At 72.4% G+C, this 24213-nt stretch carries 24 protein-coding genes; 14 read left to right on the top strand and 10 right to left on the bottom strand.

The genetic code is table 11. The features are described 5' to 3' along the window. The first annotated feature begins 15 nt into the window (after nucleotides 1-15). Entirely contained in the window at nucleotides 16-1023 is a 1008-nt protein-coding gene (locus tag ABZ457_RS09015; protein WP_359155514.1) for a glycosyltransferase family A protein, read from the top strand. Continuing rightward, nucleotides 1020-2336 carry an endonuclease/exonuclease/phosphatase family protein gene (locus ABZ457_RS09020; RefSeq protein WP_359155516.1) on the top strand — a complete coding sequence of 439 codons (1317 nt, stop codon included), beginning with the start codon at nucleotides 1020-1022 and terminating at the stop codon, nucleotides 2334-2336. The genes ABZ457_RS09015 and ABZ457_RS09020 overlap by 4 nt, the downstream gene beginning before the upstream one ends. Nucleotides 2337-2426: 90 nt before the next feature. Here ABZ457_RS09020 and ABZ457_RS09025 read toward each other — a convergent pair whose 3' ends face one another. From ABZ457_RS09025 to ABZ457_RS09040, 4 genes are all read right to left on the bottom strand, one after another. Continuing rightward, the gene (locus ABZ457_RS09025) at nucleotides 2427-3230 is read right to left on the bottom strand and encodes an AfsR/SARP family transcriptional regulator (RefSeq protein ID WP_359155518.1); all 804 of its coding nucleotides are present in this window, start codon (nucleotides 3228-3230) and stop codon (nucleotides 2427-2429) included. Between the two features lie 70 nt (nucleotides 3231-3300). Next, nucleotides 3301-3513, bottom strand: coding sequence for a hypothetical protein (locus ABZ457_RS09030; RefSeq protein WP_359155519.1), 213 nt, complete (start codon nucleotides 3511-3513; stop codon nucleotides 3301-3303). Nucleotides 3514-3613: 100 nt separating this feature from the next. Further along, nucleotides 3614-3814 (bottom strand): hypothetical protein, encoded by a 201-nt coding sequence (locus ABZ457_RS09035; RefSeq protein ID WP_359155521.1) that lies wholly within the window; start codon nucleotides 3812-3814, stop codon nucleotides 3614-3616. A 357-nt stretch (nucleotides 3815-4171) separates the two neighbouring features. Beyond that, nucleotides 4172-4936, bottom strand: coding sequence for a GntR family transcriptional regulator (locus ABZ457_RS09040; RefSeq protein ID WP_359155523.1), 765 nt, complete (start codon nucleotides 4934-4936; stop codon nucleotides 4172-4174). A 286-nt stretch (nucleotides 4937-5222) separates the two neighbouring features. Between ABZ457_RS09040 and ABZ457_RS09045 the strand changes: the two genes are divergently transcribed. From ABZ457_RS09045 to ABZ457_RS09070, 6 genes are all read left to right on the top strand, one after another. Next, nucleotides 5223-6506: an extracellular solute-binding protein gene (locus tag ABZ457_RS09045; protein ID WP_359155526.1), complete on the top strand. Its 1284-nt coding sequence runs from the start codon at nucleotides 5223-5225 to the stop codon at nucleotides 6504-6506. Nucleotides 6507-6661: 155 nt separating this feature from the next. Next, nucleotides 6662-7678 (top strand): sugar ABC transporter permease, encoded by a 1017-nt coding sequence (locus tag ABZ457_RS09050; protein WP_359155528.1) that lies wholly within the window; start codon nucleotides 6662-6664, stop codon nucleotides 7676-7678. A gap of 23 nt (nucleotides 7679-7701) precedes the next feature. Then, nucleotides 7702-8538 carry a carbohydrate ABC transporter permease gene (locus ABZ457_RS09055; RefSeq protein ID WP_359155614.1) on the top strand — a complete coding sequence of 279 codons (837 nt, stop codon included), beginning with the start codon at nucleotides 7702-7704 and terminating at the stop codon, nucleotides 8536-8538. 8 nt (nucleotides 8539-8546) lie between these two features. Then, nucleotides 8547-10088: a glycoside hydrolase family 3 protein gene (locus ABZ457_RS09060; RefSeq protein ID WP_359155530.1), complete on the top strand. Its 1542-nt coding sequence runs from the start codon at nucleotides 8547-8549 to the stop codon at nucleotides 10086-10088. Nucleotides 10089-10170: 82 nt separating this feature from the next. Next, nucleotides 10171-11268 carry an SIS domain-containing protein gene (locus ABZ457_RS09065; protein WP_359155533.1) on the top strand — a complete coding sequence of 366 codons (1098 nt, stop codon included), beginning with the start codon at nucleotides 10171-10173 and terminating at the stop codon, nucleotides 11266-11268. A 365-nt stretch (nucleotides 11269-11633) separates the two neighbouring features. Next, nucleotides 11634-13109: a PAS domain-containing sensor histidine kinase gene (locus ABZ457_RS09070; protein WP_359155616.1), complete on the top strand. Its 1476-nt coding sequence runs from the start codon at nucleotides 11634-11636 to the stop codon at nucleotides 13107-13109. A 201-nt stretch (nucleotides 13110-13310) separates the two neighbouring features. Here the strand turns inward: ABZ457_RS09070 and ABZ457_RS09075 are convergent, their stop codons facing one another. Continuing rightward, nucleotides 13311-13568, bottom strand: coding sequence for a WhiB family transcriptional regulator (locus ABZ457_RS09075; RefSeq protein WP_003953983.1), 258 nt, complete (start codon nucleotides 13566-13568; stop codon nucleotides 13311-13313). Nucleotides 13569-13887: 319 nt separating this feature from the next. Then, nucleotides 13888-14856: a diacylglycerol kinase family protein gene (locus ABZ457_RS09080; RefSeq protein WP_359155535.1), complete on the bottom strand. Its 969-nt coding sequence runs from the start codon at nucleotides 14854-14856 to the stop codon at nucleotides 13888-13890. Between the two features lie 72 nt (nucleotides 14857-14928). On the opposite strand from ABZ457_RS09080, the gene ABZ457_RS09085 reads away from it, so the two are divergent. Continuing rightward, nucleotides 14929-15345, top strand: coding sequence for a hypothetical protein (locus ABZ457_RS09085; RefSeq protein ID WP_359155538.1), 417 nt, complete (start codon nucleotides 14929-14931; stop codon nucleotides 15343-15345). A 65-nt stretch (nucleotides 15346-15410) separates the two neighbouring features. On the opposite strand, the gene ABZ457_RS09090 is transcribed toward ABZ457_RS09085, so the two are convergent. From ABZ457_RS09090 to ABZ457_RS09100, 3 genes are all read right to left on the bottom strand, one after another. Further along, the gene (locus ABZ457_RS09090) at nucleotides 15411-16400 is read right to left on the bottom strand and encodes an RNA polymerase sigma factor SigF (RefSeq protein ID WP_359155540.1); all 990 of its coding nucleotides are present in this window, start codon (nucleotides 16398-16400) and stop codon (nucleotides 15411-15413) included. 23 nt (nucleotides 16401-16423) lie between these two features. Continuing rightward, nucleotides 16424-16837, bottom strand: coding sequence for an anti-sigma regulatory factor (locus ABZ457_RS09095; protein WP_018845530.1), 414 nt, complete (start codon nucleotides 16835-16837; stop codon nucleotides 16424-16426). A 310-nt stretch (nucleotides 16838-17147) separates the two neighbouring features. Continuing rightward, entirely contained in the window at nucleotides 17148-18104 is a 957-nt protein-coding gene (locus ABZ457_RS09100; protein ID WP_359155542.1) for a pyridoxal-phosphate dependent enzyme, read from the bottom strand. 150 nt (nucleotides 18105-18254) lie between these two features. On the opposite strand from ABZ457_RS09100, the gene ABZ457_RS09105 reads away from it, so the two are divergent. From ABZ457_RS09105 to ABZ457_RS09115, 3 genes are all read left to right on the top strand, one after another. Beyond that, entirely contained in the window at nucleotides 18255-19676 is a 1422-nt protein-coding gene (locus ABZ457_RS09105; RefSeq protein WP_359155544.1) for a family 2B encapsulin nanocompartment shell protein, read from the top strand. Between the two features lie 171 nt (nucleotides 19677-19847). Further along, nucleotides 19848-20885, top strand: coding sequence for a family 2 encapsulin nanocompartment cargo protein polyprenyl transferase (locus tag ABZ457_RS09110; protein ID WP_359155546.1), 1038 nt, complete (start codon nucleotides 19848-19850; stop codon nucleotides 20883-20885). 123 nt (nucleotides 20886-21008) lie between these two features. Continuing rightward, a complete protein-coding gene (locus tag ABZ457_RS09115) occupies nucleotides 21009-21470 on the top strand; it encodes a DUF6304 family protein (RefSeq protein WP_359155548.1) in 462 nt (153 codons plus the stop codon). A gap of 133 nt (nucleotides 21471-21603) precedes the next feature. Here ABZ457_RS09115 and snpA read toward each other — a convergent pair whose 3' ends face one another. Next, nucleotides 21604-22278 (bottom strand): snapalysin, encoded by a 675-nt coding sequence (gene snpA / locus ABZ457_RS09120; RefSeq protein ID WP_359155550.1) that lies wholly within the window; start codon nucleotides 22276-22278, stop codon nucleotides 21604-21606. 226 nt (nucleotides 22279-22504) lie between these two features. On the opposite strand from snpA, the gene ABZ457_RS09125 reads away from it, so the two are divergent. Then, nucleotides 22505-23503 (top strand): LysR family transcriptional regulator, encoded by a 999-nt coding sequence (locus ABZ457_RS09125; RefSeq protein WP_359155552.1) that lies wholly within the window; start codon nucleotides 22505-22507, stop codon nucleotides 23501-23503. Nucleotides 23504-23586: 83 nt separating this feature from the next. Continuing rightward, on the top strand, nucleotides 23587-24069 hold the full coding sequence (locus tag ABZ457_RS09130) for a hypothetical protein (protein ID WP_359155554.1): 483 nt from the start codon (nucleotides 23587-23589) through the stop codon (nucleotides 24067-24069). Nucleotides 24070-24213: the final 144 nt, after the last annotated feature.

A 24213-nucleotide genomic window follows, 5' to 3' on the forward strand; every position in this document is an offset into this window, starting at 1 on the left:
CTGCGAGGACATCCCATGACCGAACCCCTCGTCTCGGTGGTCGTCCCCATGTACAACGACCGCCGCACCATCGACCTGTGCCTGGAGTCGATCCGCGCGCAGACCTACCCCAACCTGGAAGTGATCGTCGTCGACGACGCCAGTACCGACGGCTGCGCGGAACGGGCCGCCGCCCACCCGGTCCGCCTGGTGCGCGCACCGGAGAACGGCGGCCCGGGGGCCAGCCGGAACCTCGGGGTCCGTGCGTCCCAGGGGGAGATCGTCTTCTTCCTGGACGCGGATCTGACCATGCACCCGGAGGCCGTCGCCCAGGCGGTCGCCCTGTTCGAGGAGAACCCCGCGTACGGCGCGGTGTTCGGCATCCCCGACAAGGAGCCGCTGTTCACCGAGACCCTGGTCGGCCAGTACCGCATCCTCCAGTACTACTACTGGCGCAAGAGTGCCGAAGGGCTGGTCAGCGGCGGGTTCTACGCCCTGGGCGCGGTCCGCCGGGCCGCCTTCACGGACGCCGGCTGGTTCAACCCCGCGCTGCGGCAGACCGAGGAGATCGACCACGCCGAGCGGATGGCCGCGCGCTGGCCGATGCTGCTCAGCTCCCGTATCCGGGGACAGCTCTCGGACGAGAGCCGGATGCGTCCGCTGCTGCGCAAGGCGTTCGTGCGCAGCCGGCTGCGGGTGCCGTTCTATCTGGACCGGGGGCGGGCGATGCAGGGGATGGAGACCGGCGGCCGGGCGGCCGCCTCCGCCCTGGGCGGGCTGGCCGTCGCGGCCCTGCCGTTCGCCGTCCTCACCCCGTGGGCGGCGGCGGTCTTCCTCGCGGCGCTGGCGGGGACGGTCCTGGCGGACCTCGGGCAGTACCGCTTCGTGAGGCGGGAGCGGGGGTTCGCCTTCCTCGCCTTCTTCACCGCCGCGCATCTGCTCGTCAACACGGCGGTGGTCGGCGGGCTGGCACTCGGGCTCGCGCAGTACGCGGTCAGCGGGCGCTTCCGGCGGATGTACCGGCTCCAGGCGGGTGCGGCATGACCCTCCACGAGACCCGGCCCGCCCGGACCGCCCCGGGCGCGTCCCCCGCCCCGGCGGAGCCCGGCTCCACTCCGGCTCGGTCCGATTCCGAGCCGCCGGAGCCCCGTTCCGCCCCGACCGGGCCCGGGGACCCCGCCGCCGGTCCGGGCGGTCCGGGCGTGCCCGGCGGGGGCCCCGGCCCGGTCCGGCGCGTCGCGCGCGTCCTGCGGCTCTGGTACGGCCGGCTGCTCTGCGCCCTCGCCGTCCTCTGGCTGCTGTACGCCGTGGTCCGCTGGCAGGTCAGCGGACGCTGGCACTGGGCGATCCTGCTGGACGCCGCGCCCCCGCTGCTCCTGCTGGCCGTCCCCGCCCTGCTGCTCGCCGCGAGCGCCGCCGCCTGCGGCCGCCGGCGCCCCTGGGCCGCCGGAATCTCCGCGACGGCCCTGGTCCTCGCCCTGCTCACCGGGTCCGGGATCAACTGGCCCGCCCTCTGGCGCGACGAGCCCACGGTGCCGCCCGGCGCGCTGCGGATCGTCTCCCTCAACACCCAGTACTGGGCCGCCGACACCGGCGTGGACCGGCTGTACGAACTGCTGCACCGCCAGGAGGCGGACGTCTACCTCCTTCAGGAGCACGTCCTGTGGCAGCCGGGCCTGGGGGAGGAGGGCTACCGGCGGATCGACGACGACGCCCGCCTGCGCGAGGAGTTCCCCGGCTACCATATCGCCCGCCGGGGCGAGCTGCTGACGATCTCCCGCTTCCCCGTGGTGGCCAAGCCGCTGGTCGGTCCGGGCAAGGAACTCGACCGCGAGACGTCCCCCGCGTTCAAGCGGATCTTCGAACGGGACAAGGTCATGCGCACCGACCTCCAGGTGGGCGACCGGGTGCTCAGCGTCTACAACGTGCATGTCACGGTCCAGCTGGCGCCGGACAACCTCAACCCCTTCGCGGACTTCGACTTCGACGCCTACTTCCAGCGCAAGTTCGACTGGCGGCGGGAGGAGGTCGCGGGCCTCGAACGGGACCTGCGGGACAACCCCCACCCGGTGGTGATCGCGGGCGACTTCAACTCGACAGCCGCGATGCGCGATCTGGACGGGGTGCGCTCACTGGCCCGGGACGCCCTGGAGGCCAACACCGATCTGCTGCCCCTGAGCTGGAAGTTCCCGGCCCCGGTCGGCTTCGACTGGGACAGCGTCTTCAACCGGCCGCTGCCGTTCTGGCGGGTGGACTGGGCGTTCACGGCCGGGGACGTGCGGGCACACCGTTACGAGCTGAGGCCCACGGACGGGATCTCGGAGCACCGGCTCCAGGACCTGTGGATCACCCTGTGAAGCCCTCGCCCCGCCAGGTCTGCCCCCTGCCCCGCCCGGCCTGCCCTGCCCCACCAGGTCTGCCCCGCCGGCCCGGGCCGGCTCACGCGCTCACGCGCTCAGGCGCTCGCCCGTCAGGATCGCCTGCTCCAGACCGCTGAGCTCGGGCCCGGGTTCGATCCCCAGCTCCTCCACCAGTGTCAGCCGGATGCGCCGGTAGGCGGCCAGCGCCTCGGCCGTGCGGCAGGACCGCTGGAGGGCCAGCATCAACTGGCCGTGCAGCCGCTCCCGGAACGGGTGCTCCGCGGTCAGCGCGATCAGCTCGCCGATCACGTCCTCGTGCCGGCCGAGTTCCAGCTCCAGCCGCAGCCGCTCCTCGGTGGCCCGGACCCGCTCCTCCTCCAGCCGGCGGACCGCCGGCTCCAGCGCCGGACTGGTCAGACCCGCGAGGGCCGGCCCGTTCCAGAGGGCGAGCGCGCCGCGCAGCTCCAGGACGGCCTCCGCCCTGCGCCCCTCCCGGGCCAGTCGGCGGGCGCGGCCCACCCGGGCGTCGAAGAGCGCGGAGTCGAGTCCGCCGGGCGGCAGGCGGAGCCGGTAGCCGAGGGTGTGGGTCTCGATCGGGTCCTCTGCCGGGGCGCCCGCCCCGCCCGGTCCGGGGGCGCCCGCCCCGCCCGGCCCGGTCGTGGCCGCCTCGGCCACGGCGCGCCGGATCGCGGAGACGCAGATGCGGATCTGGGTGCGGGCGCTGGCGGGCGGGGCGGCTCCCCACACGGCGTCCACCAGGCGGTCGGTCGGGACGACCCGGTTCTCCTCCAGGGCGAGGAGGGCGAGGATCGTCTGCGTCCGTCTGCCGCCGAGCGGGACCGGCACGCCGTCGACCTCGGCGCGCAGCGGGCCAAGAATGTGCACGAGCACGGCTGGAATTCCCCGTTCTCTTTTCGGTGCGTCACCTTTCGGTGCGTCGCAGGCGGAACTGAAAAAGGTCTCACAGGAGTTTGCAGTCGGCGATGCGGTAGTGCGCGAATTCCGGTGTTGTGGTGAGCAGGCGCCGGCAGACGTCCAGCGCGTGCCCGATGGCTTCGATCTCGCAGGGCCCGTCGACGCACAGGGCGATCCGGACGGACCGTCCGACGACCAGGGCCCGGGCGGTCTCGATCGGGTCCGCGGGGCCGACGGCCCGTTCCAGGGCCTTCAGCACACGGAGCCGCGCGGGGGGTTCGGGGGCCGCCGCGCGGGGCGCGGCCAGCGAGATGCCGATGAGGTAGATCGCGGGTTCCCGGGGTGTGCGAGTGGTTCGCTCAGCCCCAGGAGAACCCGTCGCCGGTGTCGTCGCCGGGAGCGGCGGTGGTCACCGGGGCGGCGGCGGGGGTGACGGCCGGGCCGTCGGCGAGAGCCGTGGCGGAGGCCGTGCCGAGCGCGAGGCCGGCGGCCAGGGCGACGGCGGCGGTCGCGGCGGAGGCGGTGGCGAGAGCGGCGGTGAGGGCGGTGGAAGCGCGCACGGGAATACTCCTTCGAGCGGTCGGGAACGCGTCGGCGACGCGAAAGGAATTCGTCGAATTTCTTCGGCAGTCCTCGGCCGGGGGCCCTTGCCGGGTTTCCCTTCGACGTGTTCCAGAATGCTCGATCCGCTGTCCGGAGTCAGTAATTCACGGGTGGCACCAACTGCCCCGGCCGGTTGGGGTCATGGCCTCCGGCCCCGTCCGCACTCCGGCGACCAGCCACTTCACGGGTGCTGTCACGTTGCTGCCGGACACAAGGTGCCGAGGCGCCCGGCGGCGTCCGGGCCGGCCGGGCACGCGCAAGGCCGGTGGCCGCACCCCTGAGGGTGCGGCCACCGGCCTTGCGTCTGGACGGGCTCAGTCCTGCGGCCGCTGGAGGCGGGCCACGAACTTGTAGCGGTCGCCCCGGTACACGGACCGCACCCACTCCACCGGTTCGCCCTGGGCGTCCAGCGAGTGCCGGGAGAGCATCAGCATCGGCAGGCCCACGTCCGTGCCGAGCAGCCCTGCCTCGCGCGGAGTGGCGAGGGAGGTCTCGATCGTCTCCTCGGCCTCGGCGAGCCGGACGTCGTACACCTCGGCGAGGGCGGTGTAGAGGGACGTGTACTTGACGAGGGACCGCCGCAGGGCCGGGAAGCGCTTCGCCGAGAGGTGCGTGGTCTCGATCGCCATGGGCTCGCCGCTGGCCAGCCGCAGCCGCTCGATGCGCAGCACCCGGCCGCCGGCGGAGATGTCCAGCAGCCCGGCCAGGGTGTCGTCGGCCGTGACGTACCCGATGTCCAGCAGCTGGGAGGTGGGCTCCAGCCCCTGGGCGCGCATGTCCTCGGTGTACGAGGTGAGTTGCAGGGCCTGGGAGACCTTGGGCTTGGCCACGAAGGTGCCCTTGCCCTGGATGCGCTCCAGCCGCCCCTCGACGACCAGCTCCTGGAGGGCCTGGCGCACGGTGGTGCGCGAGGTGTCGAACTCCGCGGCGAGGGTGCGCTCCGGCGGTACCGGCGTGCCGGGCGGCAGGGTCTCCGTCATGTCCAACAGGTGCCGCTTGAGCCGGTAGTACTTGGGGACGCGCGCGATACGCGTGCCCGCTCCGCTCTCGGCCTCGGTGCCACCCCCGTCCGTGGTCATGGCCCGCCTTTCCGACTGCTGCGCTCGTGCCGTCACCGGCTCCTCCGTCTGTCGCGGCTCACATGGTGGCACGGACCGGTAGCGGGTCGTCGCCCTCCCTCAGGTGTCGGTCCGATAACGGACACGACAGCCCTTCTTATACACCCTTGACACCCCTATAGGTCTAGGCCAAGCTCCCGGTTACTGGTCTAAACCACTAGAGACCATGTCCCAGCCCCACAGGCACTACTCCTTAGGTAAGGCTTCGCGGTGGGCAGGGTTTGCAGGCATCCCTGAGGAGGATTGCGTGAAGCGCAAGCTCGTCGCGACGATCGGCGTCGCGGGCATGATGGTCGGCGTCGCCGCGTGTGGCAACGACGGCGGCAGTGACAGCGGCAAGTCCGGCGGGGACAAGACGCTGACCGTCTGGGTCATGGACGGCTCCGCTCCGGAGGCCTGGATAGCCGAGGTCAACAAGGAGTTCGAGGCCAAGCACAAGGGCGTCAAGGTCAAGGTCGAGACGCAGCAGTGGAACGGCATCCAGGAGAAGGTCACCACGGCCCTCTCCGAGGACACCCCGCCGGACGTCCTGGAGCTCGGCAACACCCAGACCGCCGGCTACGCGGTCACCGGCGGCCTCGCCGACCTGACCGACAGCAAGGCCGACCTGGGCTACGACGGCTGGAACAAGGGCATGGTCGCCTCCGCCGAACTGGACGGCCAGCTCTACTCCGCCCCCTGGTACGCGGCCAACCGCGTGGTGATCTACGACAAGGCCGCCTACGCCAAGGCCGGCGTCCAGCCGCCGAAGACCCGCGACGAGTGGATCGCCGGCCTGGAGAAGATCAAGAAGTCCGACTCCAAGATCCAGCCGATCTACCTGCCAGGCCAGAGCTGGTACGTCTACGCCGGCTTCGTGTGGGACGAGGGCGGCGACCTCGCGGTCAAGGACGGCGACAAGTGGAAGGGCTCGCTCGCCACCCCCGAGGCCGAGGCGGCGATCAACTTCTACAAGGAGCTGCAGTCCTTCTCCACCGCTCCGAAGGACAAGGACGAGGCGACCCCGCAGCAGTCCACGGACATCGTGCCCAAGGGCGGTGTCGCGTCCTGGATCGGTCTCGGCTGGGAGGCCGGCGGCGCGATCGACGCCATCACCAAGGCCGGCGGCAAGGCCGACTTCGGCTACTTCCCGGTCCCGGGCAAGACGGCCGACAAGCCGGGCTCCGTCTTCTTCGGCGGCTCCAACCTCGCCATCGCCGAGCGGTCCAAGAACAAGGACCTGGCCAAGGAGTGGCTGGCGCTCGCGGCCGGCAAGGACCACATGGCCAAGTACGCGCAGGCCACCGAGGGCGGTCTGCTCCCGAACAACGACGCGGCCCAGTTCAAGCCGCCGGCCGGCTCCTTCGCCGAGGCCATGGCTCAGGCCGCGCCCGTCGGCAAGATCACCCCGGTGACCCCGGGCTGGGCGAACGTCGAGACCGCGCCGAACCCGATCAAGGACTACATGACCAAGGTCCTGAAGGGCACCGACCCGAAGAAGGCCGGTGAAGAGGCCGACAAGGTCATCACCGAGCGCGTCAACCAGGAGTAGGTCCACAGCACCCGGTGGTGCGGCCGCGCCCGTGAGGCGGCCGCACCACCGGGCCGTCGCAGTGCTCCGCGTCCCTGTGCCGAGGGGCGCGGCCCATCCCGGCGGGAGCCCGCCCCCGCCGGGGAGGCAGCCCCAGAACCGCGAGGAAGACAACCATGACCGTGGACTCCCACGGGGCGGTGGACTCCGCCTCCGCCGGCTCGCCCGGGAGGGCGACGCCGCAGACTCCACCACCCGCTTCCGGCCCCGTGGAGGCGACGCCGCCTCCTCGCGGCAGACGGGTACTGCCCAGCGGCCTCCTGCCCTATCTGCTGATCGCGCCCGCGCTGCTGTCGATGGCCGCGCTCCTGCTGTACCCGCTGATCCGCAACGTGATGCTCTCCTTCCAGCAGGTCAACCGGCGGGAGATGATCACCCGCGAGACCGTCTGGATCGGCTTCGAGAACTACACCAAGCTGCTCGGCGACTCCGACTTCTGGAACGTCGTCCTGCGCAGCGTCTTCTTCACCGCGGCCAATGTGCTGCTGATCATGGGTCTCGGCACCCTGATCGGACTGCTCCTCAACCGCCTCGGCAAGAAGATGCGCCTCACCCTCTCCCTGGCGCTGATGTTCGCCTGGGCCATGCCGATCGTCGCCTCCGTGACCATCTTCCGCTGGCTCTTCGACGAGCAGTTCGGTGTCGTCAACTGGCTGATGCGCACGCTCGGTTTCGCCGGCTACGACCAGCACAACTGGTTCGAGACCGGCTTCTCCACCCTGGTGATCGTCACCCTGCTGGTGGTCTGGGGCTCCGTCCCCTTCGTCGCCCTCAACATGTACGCCGGCCTGACCACGATCGGGTCCGAGCTGTACGAGGCGGCCAAGATGGACGGCGCGGGCGGCTGGCGGACCTTCTGGTCGGTGGTCTTCCCCAACCTCAAGCCCTTCTTCATGATCACCACCTTCCTGGAGATCATCTGGGTCTTCAAGGCGTTCGCCCAGGTGTACGCCATGAACCTCGGCGGCCCCGACCGAGGCTCCGAGACCCTGCCCGTCTACGCGTACATCGAGGGCCTCGGACAGCAGCACTACGGCCTCGCCGCCGCCATCTCGATCCTCACGATCCTGATGCTGCTCGCCGCCATGTCCTTCTACTTCCGCCTGATCCTGAAGCAGGAGGACGACCAGTGAGCACGTCCACCACCCCGCAGGTCCTGCGCCGGCGCCGGCCGCTGAAGCCCGCGGCGATCCTCAAGAACCTGACCGCGCTCCTCCTGGCGGCGCTCTTCATCTTCCCCGTCTACTGGATGTTCTCGTCCTCGCTGAAGCCGCAGCACGAGATCCTCTCCAAGGACCCGGTCTTCGTCTTCACCCCGACCTTCGAGAACTACCCCACCGCGACGGGCGTCGACCTGTTCTGGACCTTCGTCACCAACAGCCTGATCGTCACCTTCGGCGCGGTGCTGCTGGCCCTGCTGGTCGCCCTCGCGGCGAGCTTCGCCATCGCCCGGATGCGGTTCAAGGGCCGCCGGGCCGTGGTCCTCGTCGTGATGATGGCCCAGATGGCGCCCTGGGAGGTCATGGTCATCGCGATGTACATGATCGCCCGCGACGGCGACATGCTGAACAGCATCCCGCTGCTCACCGCCATCTACTTCGTGATGGTCCTCCCGTTCACCATCTGGACCCTGCGCGGCTTCATCGCCGCCGTGCCGGTGGAGCTGGAGGAGGCGGCCCAGATCGACGGCTGCACCCGCGGCCAGGCCTTCCGCAAGGTGATCTTCCCGCTGCTCGCCCCCGGTCTGATGGCCACCTCGCTCTTCGGCTTCATCACCGCCTGGAACGAGTTCGCGATGGTCCTGGTCCTGAACAAGGACAAGGAAGCCCACACCCTGACGCTCTGGCTCACCCAGTTCCAGACCGCCTTCGGCGACGACTGGGGCGCCACCATGGCCGCCTCCACCCTCTTCGCCCTCCCCGTGCTCATCGTCTTCCTGTTCCTCCAGCGGCGCGCCGTCGGCGGGATGACCGCCGGCGCCGTGAAGGGATGACGCCCACCATGACGACACTCCTCAGCGGCGCCTCCGCCACCCTCGTCCGTGACGCGCTCACCGTCCTCCAGCCCGGCTTCACCGGCACCACCGCACCGGACTGGCTGCTGCGGCAGATCGGCGAAGGGCTCTCGGCGGTGGGCCTGTTCGGCCGCAACATCGTCACGCCCGAGCAGCTCACCGCCCTCACCGCGCGGCTGCGGGCGGAACGGGACGACGTCCTGGTCGCCATCGACGAGGAGGGCGGCGACGTCACCCGCCTCGAAGTCCGCGGCGGCTCCTCCTTCCCCGGCAACTACGCGCTGGGCTGCGTCGACGACACCGCCCTGACCCGGGACGTCGCCCGCGAACTCGGCCGCCGGCTGGCCGCGTGCGGGGTCGACCTCAACTGGGCGCCCTCCGCCGACGTCAACTCGAACCCGGACAATCCGGTCATCGGGGTGCGGTCCTTCGGCGCCGACCCGCAGCTGACGGCCCGGCACACCGTCGCGTACGTCGAGGGCATGCAGGCCGCCGGAGTCGCGGTGTGCACCAAGCACTTCCCCGGACACGGCGACACCAATGTGGACTCGCACCACGCGCTGCCCCGCATCGATGTGGACCTGGACACACTGCACGCCCGTGAGCTGGTGCCCTTCCGCGCGGCCATCGCGGCGGGTTCCAAAGCGGTGATGAGTGCGCATATCCTTCTGCCCGCGCTCGACCCGAATCGTCCCGCGACCCTGAGCCCGCAGATCCTCACCGGTCTGCTGCGCGAAGAGCTGGGCTACCAGGGCCTGATCGTCACGGACGGGATGGAGATGCAGGCCATCTCGTCGACGTACGGCATCGAGCGCGGCTCGGTCCTCGCCCTGGCCGCGGGCGCCGACGCGATCTGCGTCGGCGGCGGCCTCGCGGACGAGGGCACCGTGCTGCGGCTGCGCGACGCGATCGTCGCCGCGGTACGGGACGGCGACCTGCCCGAGGAGCGGCTGGCCGACGCGGCGGCGCGCGTGCGCGCCCTCGCCGACTGGACGCGCCGGGCCAGGGGGGCTGCAGCAGAGCCGGGCGCGGCGTCACAGGAGGGGACCGCGCCCGGCTCCGGCATCGGACTCGTCGCGGCCCGCCGCGCGGTCCGCCTCACCCCCGGCGAGCGCCCCTTCGAGCCCGTCACCTCACCCGTGTACGTGGCCGCCCTGGCGCCCGTGGCCAATATCGCGGTCGGCGACGAGACCCCGTGGGGCGTGGCCGCCGAACTGGCCGCCCTGCTGCCCGGTACCACCACCGGCTCCTACGCGGCCGGGACCGGCACCGCCGCCGTGGTCGCGGACGTGCTGCGGGCGGGCGGGGACCGTAGGATCGTCGCCGTGGTCCGCGACGTCCACCGGCACCCCTGGATGGCCGAGGCGCTGGACGCCCTGGTCGCGGCCCGTCCCGACACGATCGTGGTCGAGATGGGCGTCGACCGGGCCGAACCGAGGGGTGCCCTGCACATCGCGACCCGTGGTGCCGCCCGCGTCTGCGGACGCGCCGCCGCCGAGGTCGTCACCGGCGGGGGAGACGGGGTCTGACCGGAGCGCGACCGTGCCGTGCCGGGGGGTGCCGGGCCTGGCCGGGCGCCCCGGGCACCTGGACCGCCTGGAGGCACCACCCATGTCCGCCACCACCCCGGCCGAGCACAGCGCCCCCGGCGACGACCCCGGCCACGCCGACCTCCCCGGCCGGATCATGTCCGGCGAGACGGCCCAGCAGCCCGCGGTCCTGCGGCGCATCCTCGACGAGGGTGCGCCGCGCATCCGTGAGACGGCCGCCCGGGTGGCCGCCCGCCGGCCGCGCTTCGTCCTGCTGACCGCCCGCGGCACCTCCGACAACGCGGCCCTGTACGCCAAGTACCTGCTGGAGATCCGCCTCGGCCTGCCCTGCGGGCTGACCTCCATGTCCACCACCACCGCGTACGGCGCCCGCCCCGACCTGCGGGACGTGCTGGTGATCACCGTCAGCCAGTCCGGCGGCTCGCCCGACCTGGTGGCCTCCACCAGGGCCGCCCGCGAGGCCGGGGCGGTCACCCTGGCGGTGACCAACAACCCGGACTCCCCGCTGGCGGCGGTCTCCGAGTTCCACATCGACATCATGGCCGGGCCCGAGAAGGCCCTCCCGGCCACCAAGACCTACACCGCCTCCCTGCTCGCCCTCTACCTCTTCGTGGAAGGGCTCCGGGACGGCGACACCTCGGCGGCGGACGCCCTCCCGGAGCTGGCCGCCCGGGTGCTGGCCCGCCGGGACGAGGTGCGGGCGCTGGCGGCCCGCTACCGCTTCGCCGAGCGCATGGTGATCACCTCCCGGGGCTACGGCTACCCCACGGCGAAGGAGGCGGCCCTGAAGCTGATGGAGACCAGCTACATCCCGGCCCTCGCCTACTCCGGCGCCGATCTGCTGCACGGCCCGCTCGCCATGGTCGACAACGTCTCGCCGGTGATCGCCGTGGTCACCGGCGGCCGGGGAGGGGAGGCACTCCAGCCCGTCCTGGACCGGCTGCGCGGGCGCGGCGCCGACCTCGTCGTGATCGGGCCCGCCGCCCAGGTGGAGGCCGCGTCGGCGGGCTTCGTGCTGCCCGCCGAGGGGGTGCCCGAAGAGCTCCAGCCGATCCTGGAGATCCTGCCGCTCCAGCTCCTGGCGTACGAGGTGACCATCGCGCGGGGGCAGGACCCGGACGCGCCCCGGGCGCTGGCGAAGGTCACCGAGACGCGCTGATCCGTGACGCGGCGGAGTGCCGGGGGCCCGGACCGTGACGCACGGAACTCCGGTCGGCGGGACGAACCGGCAGTCGGTCCCTTTTGCCCCGTGCATAAGTATGGCCGGGGAACTAAACTCGGCAGATGCATGGACAGTCCCGAATGGTCTAGTCCACAATTGCAGACACAAGCCTCCGCCCTCCCCGCACAGGAGGGTGGAACGAGGTCCCCGACGCTCTCTGCCCTGACTGCGCCGAGACCTCTGAAACGGCCGACGGGAACCGCACACCCGTGGGCCGGGCAACTCCGGGCTGCGGTGCCCGACGGGCTGAGGGTCCCGTCGTGGCGCCGCGGCCCGCGGGTACCCTCGCTGCTGTGCCCTCCATGAACGATCTGGTCCGCCAGCACACCGCCCTGAGCGAGTCCGACCTCGACTGGCTCCATCTGCTGGTCTCGGAGTGGCAGCTCCTCTCCGACCTCTCCTTCGCCGACCTGGTGCTGTGGGTCCCGACCCGGGACGGCACCCGCTATGTCTCGGTCGCGCAGATGCGCCCCAACACCGGCCCCACCTCCTACCAGGACGACATGGTCGGCCACCTCGTCCCGCGCGGCCGCCGGCCCCTGCTCGACGCGGCGCTCGACGAGGGCCGCATCGTGCGCGAGGGCGACCCCGAGTGGCGCGAGGAGGTGCCCGTACGGGTCGAGTCCATCCCCGTACGGCGCGAGGGCCGGGTGCTGGGCGTCATCGCCCGCAACACCAACCTGCTGACCGTCCGCACGCCGTCCCGGCTGGAGCTCACCTACCTCCAGTCCGCCTCCGACCTCGCCCAGATGATCGCCGCCGGCACCTTCCCGTACCCCGGCGAGCAGGTCGAGATGGACGCATCCCCGCGCGCCGGTGACGGGCTGATCCGCCTGGACGCCGACGGCGTGGTCCAGTACGCCAGTCCCAACGGCCTCTCCGCGTACCACCGCCTCGGCCTCGCCTCCGACCTCGTCGGCCACCACCTGGGCCAGATCACCGCCGAACTGGCGCCCTCCCGGGGCCCGGTCGACGAGGCCCTGGTCAAACTGGCCAGCGGCTACGCCCCGCGCGAGTTCGAGGTGGAGGGCAACGGCGGGGTCATCCAGCTCCGCGCCATCCCGCTGAAGCCCAAGGGGGTGCGCATCGGCTCCCTGGTCCTCCTCCGGGACGTCACCGAACTCCGGCGGCGGGAACGGGAGTTGATCACCAAGGACGCCACCATCCGGGAGATCCACCACCGGGTGAAGAACAACCTCCAGACCGTGGCCGCCCTGTTGCGCCTCCAGGCCCGGCGGATGGACTCCGTGCGCGGCCGGGAGGCCCTCAACGAGGCGGTCCGCCGGGTCGGTTCCATCGCCATCGTCCATGAGACGCTGTCCCAGAACCTGGACGAGCGGGTGGAGTTCGACGAGATCGCCGACCGGGTCATCGCGATGGTCGCCGAGATCTCCCCGGGCAAGGTCGACTGCCGGCGTACCGGTCGCTTCGGGATTCTCGACGCGGAGATCGCCACACCGCTGTCGATGGTCCTCACCGAGGTGCTGCAGAACGCCCTGGAGCACGCCTTCGCACCGGGGGAGCAGGGCTCGGTGGACGTCTCCGCCGTCCGGGGCGACAGCCGCCCCGGCAGCGCCCGGCTGCTCATCACCGTCCAGGACGACGGCAAGGGCCTGCCGGAGGGCTTCGACGCCCAGCAGGCGGGGAACCTCGGGCTCCAGATCGTCCGGACCCTGGTGGAGGGCGAGTTGGGCGGGACCTTCGACATGCTGCCGGTCGCCGCGCCGGGCCGGGGGACGCGGGTGGTCCTCGACGTGCCCGTCCCGGACCCCCGCTGACCGCGCCTCCCCGCAACTCCGCGCCCCGGGGCGTCCGGGCCGCACCTGCTGTGCACAGCGAAGAGCCCCGGACCGTCGGCGGTCCGGGGCTCGAAGCTCGTTGCTCGCGTATGCGATGCGGGGTACTGCGCGCTGCGGCTCGATGGCGGTGAATGCGTACGCGGTGCACGCGACCGCCGGCGGAGGCCGGTAGCGGGGGCGTCAGGCGCTGGCGTTGCGCGCCCGGTTGCGAGCGGCGCGGCGCTTCATTGCGCGGCGCTCGTCCTCGCTGAGGCCACCCCAGACGCCGGAGTCCTGACCGGACTCGAGCGCCCACTGCAGGCACTGCTCCATGACGGGGCAGCGGCGGCAGACGGCCTTGGCTTCCTCGATCTGCAGCAGCGCGGGACCGGTGTTGCCGATGGGGAAGAACAGCTCGGGGTCTTCCTCGCGACAAACGGCGTTGTGACGCCAGTCCATGGCTGCTACCTCTCCTTGGTGTTTCATGCAGGTTGCTTGTGAATGTGAACGCTTTCACGAATCCCTTGACAAGGGAAGGGCCGATCGCCAGTTGCCCGGCGTAGGGTCCTGGATTCGTGGAAGGGGTTCCGGCGTTCTGTGGGGCCGTTGTTGCGGGCCGTCCCGATCGCCATGTAGAGATTCGCAAACCTCGGCGGCGGATACAACCCCTTCCGGAAAGTTTTTTTTGATTCCTCGGTGTCGACTAGGTCACAGCCGTACTTCTATGGGGTGGAGCCGCGCCCATACGTTCGAGATAAAGGACTTTCGGTCCTTCCGCTCACACAATCACACGCAGTGCACGGCGAACGCCTGTGAACGTCACGCTCGTGCGCAGCCCGAGGTGGTCACCGTCCATCTGGAACGGGAGCGGGACCTTGGAATGCAAGGTGAAGTCGGTCTGGTCGTGCAGGGTCACCGCGTGCTTGCCGTGCGGGCCGCGATCGGGGCTCGACCGCAGCAGCTGGGTCGCGTAACGGGCCACGGCCGGGGTGGACAGCTTCGACAGTCCCAGCACGTCGAGGGCGGTGTCGAAGGACGCCTTCGGGGACGCGTAGACCGGGCGATTGCCCAGGTAGGTCCAGGGGGAGGTGTTGCAGACTATCGACAGCACCAGGTCCTCGACCGGGTCCTGGCCCGGCCGCTCCAGGGTGATCGTCCCGTGCCGCCGGTGCGGGTCGTCGAGGAACTGGCGCATCACCTGGCGGACGTAGAGGGCGTGCGTGGAACGCCGGCCCTGTTCGCGGTGCTGTTCGACCCGGCCGACGACCCCCGCGTCGAAACCGAGGCCCGCGCAGAAGGTGAACCAGCGGGCCGGCACCTCCGCGTCCTCGGTGTCCGGGGTCCCCGCCGCGAGGCCCAGGCCGACCGTCCGCTCGGTCCGGTCACGGAGCGCGTCCAGAATGGCGCCGGTCGCCTCCACGGCGTCGTTCGGCAGACCGAGCGCGCGGGCGAAGACATTGGTGGAACCGCCCGGGACCACGGCGAGGCGCGGCAGCCGCTCCGGGTCGGGGCCGTTGTGCAGCAGTCCGTTGACGACCTCGTTGACGGTGCCGTCGCCGCCGAGGGCCACCACGAGGTCGATGTCGTCCGCGTCGGCGGCCCGTCTGCCGAGGTCGCGGGCATGGCCCCGGTACTCGGTCGACACCGCCTCCAGCTTCATCTCGCTGGCGAGCGCGTGGATCAGGACGTCACGGGTGCGGGCACTGGTGGTGGTTGCTGCCGGGTTGACCACGAGGAGTGCGCGCATGCGATGCAGCGTACCTACCGCGCGGTACCCGGCCCAGTCCGGGGCCCGCGGGCGCCCCGCTACCCTGCAGGAGTGAGCAGCGACGAGACCACCACCCCCCGCCCCACCCGCCTGACCGCCGCCGCGGCCGTCTGCGCCGCCGAGGCGCTGGCGCTGTTCGCGGGCGGCGTCTGGATGCTGGTGATGGGCCTCGTCGGCGGGCCCGACAGTCCCACTGCGGCGGAGACGGGCGGGGTGACCCTGATCGTCCTCGGCCTCATCCCGCTCGCCGCCGCGCGCGGTCTGCTGCTGCGCCGGAGCTGGAGCCGCGGGCCCGCGATCATCACTCAGCTCATCGCGCTGATCCCGGCCTGGACCCTGCTGCGGGCCGAGGGCTCGCTGATCCCGCTCGGCATGGCCCTGGCGGCGGTGGCGGTGACGGGGCTCGTGCTGCTGGTGAACCCGACCACCGCCCAGGCCCTGGGCATCGGCGCCGTCTCGCGGGACTGACCGGCCGCGCCCCCCCCGCGACGGCCCCGCTTCCCGGCGGGGCCCGCCCGCCCCGTTGACCGCTCCTACTCCTCGACGAGGAGCTTCTCCCGGAGCTGGGCCAGGGTCCGCGCCAGCAGCCGGGAGACGTGCATCTGGGAGATGCCGACCTCCTGGGCGATCTGGGACTGGGTCATGTTCCCGAAGAACCGGAGCAGCAGGATGCGCTTCTCCCGCGGCGGCAGATCCTCCAGCAGCGGCTTCAGCGACTCCCGGTACTCGACGCCCTCCAGCGCCTCGTCCTCCGCGCCCAGCGTGTCGGCCACCGCCGGCGACTCGTCGTCCGTGTCGGGGACGTCCAGGGACAGCGTGGAGTAGGCGTTCGCCGACTCCAGGCCCTCCAGGACCTCCTCCTCCGAGATGCCCAGCCGCTCGGCCAGCTCGTGCACCGTGGGGGAGCGGCCGTGCTGCTGGGAGAGCTCGGCGGTCGCCGTGGTCAGGGCGAGCCGCAGCTCCTGCAGCCGGCGCGGCACCCGGACCGCCCAGCCCTTGTCGCGGAAGTGGCGCTTGATCTCACCCACGACCGTCGGCGTGGCGTAGGTCGAGAACTCCACACCGCGGTCCGGGTCGAAGCGGTCCACGGACTTGATCAGCCCGATGGTGGCGACCTGGGTGAGGTCGTCCAGCGGCTCGCCGCGGTTGCGGAACCGGCGGGCCAGGTGCTCGACGAGCGGCAGGTGCATCCGCACCAGCTGGTTGCGCAGCTCCGCGCGCTCGGGCGACTGCTCCGGCAGCGCGCGCAGCTCTATGAACATCGCCCGGGCCCCGCTGCGGTCGCCCGCGTCGTGCCGGTGCCGGGGCTCGTGCTCCTGCTGCTCGTTCTCGCTCATCCGGTCCGCCGCCTTCTCCCGGGCCCTCGCCTGCGCGGTGCTGGTGCCGGCGGGATCCGGGGGAGCACCCCCGACCGGCGCCTGCTCCGCCGGATCGTCCACCATCGGGTGCGGCCGGGCCTGCTGCTCCGGGATGCCGGCCGACGCGCTCAGCACCCTCGGGCCACGCTCCTCGTCCTCCCGCATCGGACCATCCCCGTTTCCGTTGCTCACGCCGGCCCGGGTCCCGCGCCGCGCTGTTTGTACAGGCTGATGGAGACAGTACGGTCATCGGCGACCGAGGAGTCGACCTTCCCGGCCAGTGCCGAGAGCACCGTCCAGGCGAAGGTGTCGCGCTCGGGCGCGCGGCCGTCGGTCGTGGGCGCCGACACCGTCACTTCGAGGGAGTCGTCGACCAGCCGGAACACGCAGCTCAGGACCGATCCGGGGACGGCCTGCTGCAACAGGATCGCGCACGCCTCGTCGACCGCGATCCGCAGATCCTCGATCTCGTCGAGGGTGAAGTCCAAGCGGGCTGCGAGTCCGGCGGTGGCCGTACGCAAGACGGACAGGTAGGCACCCGCGGCCGGCAGCCGGACTTCCACGAAGTCCTGGGTCCCGGGCTCGCCTGCGATCTGGGACACCCTCACCTCCAAGGTGGCACAAGCTCTCTCTGGGCCGTGGGAAACACCCCCGCGGCCGTGCGGTACGTGATGACGTAGCCGGTACTGGCCCGGCGACGCTATCGCGATCCCCGGTTCCCTGTCGCCGTGGCCCCCTGAGCCGATGACTGTCACTCATGGTAAGCCAACGAGTACGCACAGTGGCTAGTGGTCTGCAGGGCCCAATTGCGCGGAACCGGCGGATGGTTGACGTACCCATGCGTCAGGGTGCCGAACCGTCGACAAAGCGCCTTGGGGACTTGCGCCGCGGGACCCCCGGGTGGCGGCCGGTTCACGGGCCGTCGGCCGCGGGGGCGGGCCAGGGGCGGCCGGTGATCACCGCGGCCACCGCGGAGCCCCGGGGGAACGCCCCTTCGGCGGCCAGCACGCTCAGCCCGTACAGCAGCTTGGCCACGTACACCCGCTCCACGGGCAGGCCGTGGCGGTCCTCGAAACCGGCCGCGAACGCCTCCACCTCGGGGCCGGTGCGGGCGTAGCCGCCGCAGTGGAAACGTTCCGCCAGGCTCCAGTTCCCGGCCGGGCCGCCGAACGCCTCGTACTGGAGGCCCCGGACGGCGTCCCCCAGGAAGCCGCCGCGCAGTACCGGGACGCCCAGGGCCCGCCGCCCCGGGCCGAGACCGGCCGCCAGACCGGCGAGGGTCCCGCCGGTGCCGCAGGCGACGGCCGCGACGGCGATCTCCTCGTCCGCCTCGCGCAGCTCCCGGCCCAGCTCGGCGCAGCCCCGGGCGGCGAGGGCGTTGCTGCCGCCCTCGGGGACCACATGGGCGTCCTCGGCGCCTGCCTCGGCCAGCAGCCGCGCCAGGGTCCCGGGCTCGTTCTTGGCGCGGTAGGAGGAGCGGTCGGTGAAGTGGAGGCGCATACCGTCGGCGGCGCACCGGGCGAGGGAGGGGTTCAGGGGGCGGTCGGCCAGCTCGTGGCCGCGCACCACCCCGATCGTCGGGAAGCCGAGCAGCCGGCCGGCCGCGGCGGTGGCCCGGAGATGGTTGGACCAGGCGCCGCCGAAGGTGAGCACCGGGCGGCCGGCGGCGGCCCGCAGGTTCGGGACGAGTTTGCGCCACTTGTTGCCCGGGACGTCCGGGTGGATCAGGTCCTCCCGCTTGAGCAGCAGCCGCACCCCGTGCCGTTCGAAGCGCTCGTCCGCCACCGGCACGAGGGGGGACGGCAGCCGGGGGCGCAGCGCGGCGGCCGCATCCGGCGGCTCCCCGGGGTCCCGCGTCTCCTTGTTCACCAGCGCATTGTCGCCGGTGTGCGAGCACTTTCGGCCGCTTCCCCGGTCCGCGGTGATCCAGTCCCACTCATTTGTGTAATGGTGCGATGACGGATTGTACTGAAAGGCTGTTCCTCGCAGGTCAGAAACATGATCGAGAGGGATACTCACATGACGGTTGGTTCGGTTGGTTCCGCAGAGGACGTCCGCGAACAGACGTCCCAGTCACAGCAGAGCCTCGGCACTGCTGCCGCGCGGAATCTCGCGACCACCACCAAGTCCGCCCCGCAGATGCAGGAGATCACCTCCCGGTGGCTGCTGCGGATGCTGCCGTGGGTGCAGGTGCAGGGCGGTACGTACCGGGTGAACCGCCGCCTGAGCTATTCGGTCGGCGACGGCCGGGTGACGTTCGTACAGACCGGCGACCGGGTGGCGGTGATCCCGGCCGAGCTGGGCGAGCTGCCGGCCCTGCGCGACTTCGAGGACGAGGCGGCGCTCACCGAGCTGGCGAACCGGTGCGAGCAGCGCGAGTTCGCGGCGGGGGAGGTGCTGGCCGTCGGCGGGGAGGCGGCGGACCGGGTCTTCCTCCTGGCGCACGGCAGGGTCGAGCAGATCGGCCAGGGCCCCTACGGCGACGAGGCGGTGGTGGAGGTCCTCGCCGACGGCGCCCACTTCGGCGACCACGCCCTCGTCGACCGCGAGGCGGTCTGGCCGCACACCGCCCGCGCCGCCACCGCCTGCACGGTCCTCGTGCTCACCCGGGACGACGTGATCAACCTCGCGGACCGGGCCGAGTCGCTGCGCACCCACCTCGCCGGCCTGGCCGCCCTGCCCCAGCAGCGCACCAACAAGTACGGCGAGGCGGCGATCGACCTCTCCGCCGGCCATGTCGGCGAGGCGCTCGTCCCGCACACCTATGTCGACTACGACGCGGCCCCGCGCGAGTACGAGCTGAGCGTCGCCCAGACCGTGCTGAAGGTCCACAGCAGGGTCGCCGACCTCTACAACCAGCCGATGAACCAGACCGAGCAGCAGTTGCGGCTCACCGTCGAGGCACTGCGCGAGCGCCAGGAGCACGAGCTGGTCAACAACCGCGAGTTCGGCCTCCTCAACAACTGCGACTACGGGCAGCGCCTCCAGCCGCACGACGGCGTGCCCAGCCCGGACGACATGGACGAACTGCTCTCCCGGCGCCGCGGATCGAAGATGTTCCTCGCCCACCCGAGGGCCATCGCCGCCTTCGGGCGCGAGTGCAACAAGCGCGGTCTGGTGCCCGGCAGCGTGGAGATCGGCGGCCACCAGGTCCCGTCCTGGCGCGGTGTCCCGATCTTCCCGTGCAACAAGATCCCGATCTCGGAGGCCCGGACCACCTCGATCATCTGCATGCGTACCGGCGAGGAGGAGCAGGGGGTCATCGGCCTCCACCAGACCGGCATCCCGGACGAGATCGAGCCCAGCCTCTCGGTGCGCTTCATGGGCATCGACGAGCAGGCGATCATCTCCTATCTCGTCACGGCCTACTACTCGGCCGCCGTCCTCGTCCCCGACGCCCTCGGCGTCCTGGAGAACGTGGAGGTGAGCCGCTGGCGCTGACACCGGCCGTCCGCCGGGGGCGCGTTCCCTGCCGCGCCCCGGCGGACGCACCGCCGCCGTCCCCCGGAAGGTCTTCCATCCCCTGCGGACGTCCCTGCGGACGGGCGCGGACGCCTCCGCGAACGTCCCGGCGAACGTGCGCGAACGCCCCTGCGAAAGGCACAGGCCCCGTTGACCATTCAGGACACCGCCGAGGGCCGCCGGGCCGCCGGTCTGCTGGAACGCACCCGTGGTGCCGTCCAGCCCGAGCTGCGCGCCGCCCTCGACAGCCTGCCCGGCTCCATGCGCCGGGTGGCGATGTACCACTTCGGCTGGGAGCACGCCGACGGCAGCCCGGCCGCCGCCGGGGCGGGCAAGTCCGTCCGGCCCGCCCTGGTCCTGGCCGCCTGCCGGGCCCTCGGCGGCGACCCGGCCCACGCCGTGCGGGCCGCCGCCGCGGTGGAGCTCGCCCACAACTTCACCCTCCTCCACGACGACGTCATCGACGAGGACGCCACCCGCCGGCACCGCCCCACCGCCTGGACGGTGTTCGGTACGGCGGACGCGATCGTCGCGGGCGACGCGATGTTCGCGCTCGCCCTGCGCCTGCTCGCCGAGGACCGCGCGCCCTGCTCGGTCGCGGCCTCCGCCCGCCTCGCCGCCTGTGTCATCGAACTGTGCGCCGGCCAGCAGGCCGACTGCGCCTTCGAGGAGCGGGCGCCCGAGGAGGTCACCCTGGAGGAGTGCCTCGGCATGGCCACGGCCAAGACCGGCGCCCTGCTCGGGGCCGCCTGCGCGCTCGGCGCGCTGTACGCGGGAGCGGGCGACGAGGAGGTCCGCGCCCTGGACGCGTTCGGGCGGGAGGCCGGTCTCGCCTTCCAGCTCATCGACGACCTGATCGGCATCTGGGGCGACCCGGCCCACACCGGCAAGCCCGCCGGGGCGGACCTCGCGGCGCGCAAGAAGTCCCTGCCGGTGGTCGCCGCCCTCGCCTCCGGCACGCCCGCCGGGGCGGAGCTCGCCGCTCTGTACCACGGGCCCATGGGCGCGGCGGCCGTCGCCCGGGCGGCCGAGGCGGTGGAACGGGCCGGCGGCCGCGACTGGGCCCAACTCCAGGCCGCGGACCGGATGTCGCGCGCGGTCGGTGAACTGGCCCGCGCGGTGCCCGATCTCGACGCGGCCGGAGACCTGCTGGCCCTCGCCGAGTTCGTCACCCGGCGCACCTGCTGAACCGGGCCGGTGACGGCGCCCTGCCCCGGCCCGGTGCCCCTGCCGGCCCGGTTCTGCGGCGGGGTTCCGACCCACCGCCGCACCGGGAAGCGGAAGCGGCCCGTCTACCGCTACAGTCCGCGCATGTCATCGGAGTCGACTGAGGTCTGGGCGGGCTGGTACCGCGACCGGGCAGGGGCCGAGGCGGTCGCGATAACCGCTGCCGACGGCCGTGTGAGCACGCGCATCAGAGGTGTCGAGTACGGCGGCGGGACCTTCGCCGCGCTGCGGGCCGAGGGGACGGGAGCCGCCCTCTCCGCCTGCGTTCTGGAATGGGACATGCCGCTTCCCGTGCGGACGGACGGGACCGTGCAACGGGCCACCCTGAGCTGTCTGCTGACACTGGGCGACCCCGGGCCCGAGGGGAGCGGCCCCTCCCGGACGGACCTCAGCCTGATCCTCCACTGCGGGGGCACGGCCTACGAGGTGAACGTCGCCGACGGCGACTTCGACGAGGCGCTGGCCCGTATCCGCCGGCAGCTCCCGCCCACCGTGGAACTCGCGGCGGCGGCGCCGGGGCACCGGGAGCCAGCGGCACGGGCGTGAACACACGACGGCGTTCCGCCGGGCCCCAAAGCCCGGCGGAACGCCGTCGGTTGCGGTGCGGTGGTGCGGGGCCGGTCGTCGTGCGGGGGCCGGGTCGCTCGTGCGGTGCCGGCCCGTCGTGCGAGGGCCGGTCTCAGGAGACGCGGGCGATCGCGGCGGCCAGCCCGTTCGCCCACAACTGGTTGACCCGGGCCCGCTCCTGCGCGTTCGGGTACGCGTTGGTGCACGAGGGGCCGGGGCCGCCGCCCGACATCAGCTCGCTGCACGGGCCGGAGTAGCGGTCCGGCAGTCCGAGGACATGGCCCGTCTCATGGGCCGTCACCCGGGTCGAGTTGTAGATCTGGTTCTGGCGGTAGTCGAGGAAGATGTACCCCCGGCCGTGGCCGTCGGTGCTCGCGTACGAGCCGCGCGAGTCATTGCCCTCGTAGTAGGAGAAGTCCGCGTTGGAGCCCTCCACCAGGCGCACATTGGAGACCGAGCTGTTCCAGATGCTGGTGCTGCTGGCTATCTGGCTGCGGAAGCTCGGGGCGCGGGAGGCGTTGTAGACGACCGTCACGGCCTGCGCGCCCGGGTTGGCGGCGCGCTTCTCGGCGACGGACTCCATGACCGCCTCGTAGAAGGCCCGGGTCGCCTTCTCGTCCTCCTTGGACCCTTCGTAGGCGGCGTACGCGGCCGTGGCCGCCGTCTCCGCGCCGGCCGCAGGGGAGTTGGCCGGAAGGGCGGTGGCGGCACCGGCGGGGACGGCACCGAGGACGGCGGCGAGGCCGACGCCGAGAAGGGCGGACAGTAACGCTCTGGGGTGACGCATGGGGGGCTCCTGCTCGTCGGGTTGACGTTGCGGTAGCCCGAGTCTCGGGGAGCCCCCGGCCGTGCCGGAATGATTCCGGCGGCCGATAGCACGAGCGCATCACCCGATCCGTCCGCCCTGCCCCTCGTGCCCGCCGTGCCCTTGGTGCCCGCCCTGCCCCTCGTGCCCGTACTGCCCCGACTAGGGAGTCTGGTGGGACGGTTGGGGCGGCTCTACTCTCGGTGTCATGGAGCTCGAGGTGAGGCACCTGCGTGCGCTGTGCGCCATCGCCGACACCGGCAGCCTGCACAAAGCGGCCCGGCGGCTCGGTGTCAGCCAGCCGTCACTGACCACCCAGCTCCGCAGGATCGAGACCTACCTCGGCGCCCCTCTCTTCTCACGCGAGCGCACCGGCTGCCGGCCGACCCCGCTCGGCCGCACCGTGCTGGCCCGGGCCCGCCCGCTGGTCTCCGAGATGAACTCGCTGGTCGCCGAGACCCAGGCGGCGGCCGCGGCGGCCCGCCAGGACGGGCCCGTGCTGCGGATCGGCTCCACCGCGAGCCGGGCCCTCGCCGGCTGGCTGCGCCGGCTGCGCGGCCGCTTCCCCGGCCGGGACCTCTCGCTCCATATGGACGTCTCCGCCAACGCCCTGCTGCGCATGGTCGCGGCGGGCCAGATCGACGTCGCCTTCGTCCACGAGGTGGAGGGCTGCCCGCTCCAGGTCCCGTCCGGTCTCGAAGTACGCGTCCTGGTGGACCGGGAACCGCAGTTCGTGTCGATGGCCTACGACCACCCCGCGGCCGCCGCGCCGGTGGTGGACCTCGCGGACCTGGCCCGCGACCGCTGGATGGTCGACCCGACGGTGGACGGCGAATGGGACGGCCTGCGCCGGGTCCTGGCCGCGGCCGGGGTCAACCCCACGGTCCTGCACGGGGATTACCACACGGCCTCCTCCCTGATCGCGGTCGGCGAGGCGGTCGCCCCCTGCCAGCCGACCTCGGTGCCGCGCGAGGACATGGCGATCCGCCCGCTGAAGGGCGACCCGCTGGCGGTACGGCTGCTGCTCTGCGCCCTGCCGCGCAGCCCGGAGCTGTTCACCGCCGCGTACGAGACCCTGGCCGCGGCCTACCGCGAGGCCGCGCTGCGCGCGGTGCCGTACCGGCAGTGGCTGCTGCACCACGGGAGCCCGCTGTTACGCGAGTCCCCGACCGTGCACGAGCCCCCGTCGGCCCCGCTCCCCGCATAGGACCGGACCGAGCCGCCCACACCCTGGATTAGGGTGGCCCCGCAGCGGGGAGCCCGGAACGGCCGGGCGGGGGAGGGGCCGTCGTGATCCTGTTCGTCCCGGCGGTGTTCGCCGCCGCCGTCGTGGCCGTGCTGTTCCTGCTGGTGCGGTCCCTGCGGGCGGCCCTGCCGGACGACCTCGCCGTGCCCGGCCCGAGGCGCGCGGCCGTGTCCCTCGCCTATCTCTGCGCGGCGGTGACCGAGGGGTCCTGGTCGCTCGGCGCGCTCAACCTGATGATGACGGTCGCCTCGGCCCAGGACGGCGGCGCGGACTCGGCCCCGTTCCCGTACAACCACCCCTGCCGGCTGCACCAGACGGGCGCGGTGGACTACGAGATCGGCTTCGTCACCCTGAGCACCCACTGCGTGATGCCGGACGGCTCCCTGCGCGAGGTCCCGGACGTCCCGCGTCCGGTCAGGGTGACGGCGGCGGTCTCCGCGGCCTGCACCGCCCTGACGACGGGCGCGGCCTTCGCGGCGTCCGGCACCCGCGTCCGCGCCCGCCCGGAGGCCGGCGACCGGGCGTGAGCCCGCACGGACGATCTCCCATCCGTCTCCCGGAACGCCCGAAGGGGCACGACCGGCGAACGGTCGTGCCCCTTCGGAGCAGGGACGGGAGATCAGGCCTTCTTCGTCTCCTAGTAATGGGGTGGGTCGGTGACCTGCGGTGAT

This window comes from Streptomyces sp. NPDC005805 (genome assembly GCF_040630445.1).
GTDB lineage: Bacteria > Actinomycetota > Actinomycetes > Streptomycetales > Streptomycetaceae > Streptomyces.

What these genes read in the sequence shown, in the direction of transcription:
- ABZ457_RS09015 (WP_359155514.1), top strand. Translation starts at nt 16, where the DNA reads ATGACCGAACCCCTCGTCTCGGTGGTCGTCCCCATGTACAACGACCGC.
- ABZ457_RS09020 (WP_359155516.1), top strand. Translation starts at nt 1,020, where the DNA reads ATGACCCTCCACGAGACCCGGCCCGCCCGGACCGCCCCGGGCGCGTCC.
- ABZ457_RS09040 (WP_359155523.1), bottom strand. Translation starts at nt 4,936, where the DNA reads ATGACCACGGACGGGGGTGGCACCGAGGCCGAGAGCGGAGCGGGCACG.
- ABZ457_RS09050 (WP_359155528.1), top strand. Translation starts at nt 6,662, where the DNA reads ATGACCGTGGACTCCCACGGGGCGGTGGACTCCGCCTCCGCCGGCTCG.
- ABZ457_RS09060 (WP_359155530.1), top strand. Translation starts at nt 8,547, where the DNA reads ATGACGACACTCCTCAGCGGCGCCTCCGCCACCCTCGTCCGTGACGCG.
- ABZ457_RS09065 (WP_359155533.1), top strand. Translation starts at nt 10,171, where the DNA reads ATGTCCGCCACCACCCCGGCCGAGCACAGCGCCCCCGGCGACGACCCC.
- ABZ457_RS09070 (WP_359155616.1), top strand. Translation starts at nt 11,634, where the DNA reads ATGAACGATCTGGTCCGCCAGCACACCGCCCTGAGCGAGTCCGACCTC.
- ABZ457_RS09075 (WP_003953983.1), bottom strand. Translation starts at nt 13,568, where the DNA reads ATGGACTGGCGTCACAACGCCGTTTGTCGCGAGGAAGACCCCGAGCTG.
- ABZ457_RS09080 (WP_359155535.1), bottom strand. Translation starts at nt 14,856, where the DNA reads ATGCGCGCACTCCTCGTGGTCAACCCGGCAGCAACCACCACCAGTGCC.
- ABZ457_RS09090 (WP_359155540.1), bottom strand. Translation starts at nt 16,400, where the DNA reads ATGCGGGAGGACGAGGAGCGTGGCCCGAGGGTGCTGAGCGCGTCGGCC.
- ABZ457_RS09105 (WP_359155544.1), top strand. Translation starts at nt 18,255, where the DNA reads ATGACGGTTGGTTCGGTTGGTTCCGCAGAGGACGTCCGCGAACAGACG.
- ABZ457_RS09115 (WP_359155548.1), top strand. Translation starts at nt 21,009, where the DNA reads ATGTCATCGGAGTCGACTGAGGTCTGGGCGGGCTGGTACCGCGACCGG.
- snpA (WP_359155550.1), bottom strand. Translation starts at nt 22,278, where the DNA reads ATGCGTCACCCCAGAGCGTTACTGTCCGCCCTTCTCGGCGTCGGCCTC.
- ABZ457_RS09125 (WP_359155552.1), top strand. Translation starts at nt 22,505, where the DNA reads ATGGAGCTCGAGGTGAGGCACCTGCGTGCGCTGTGCGCCATCGCCGAC.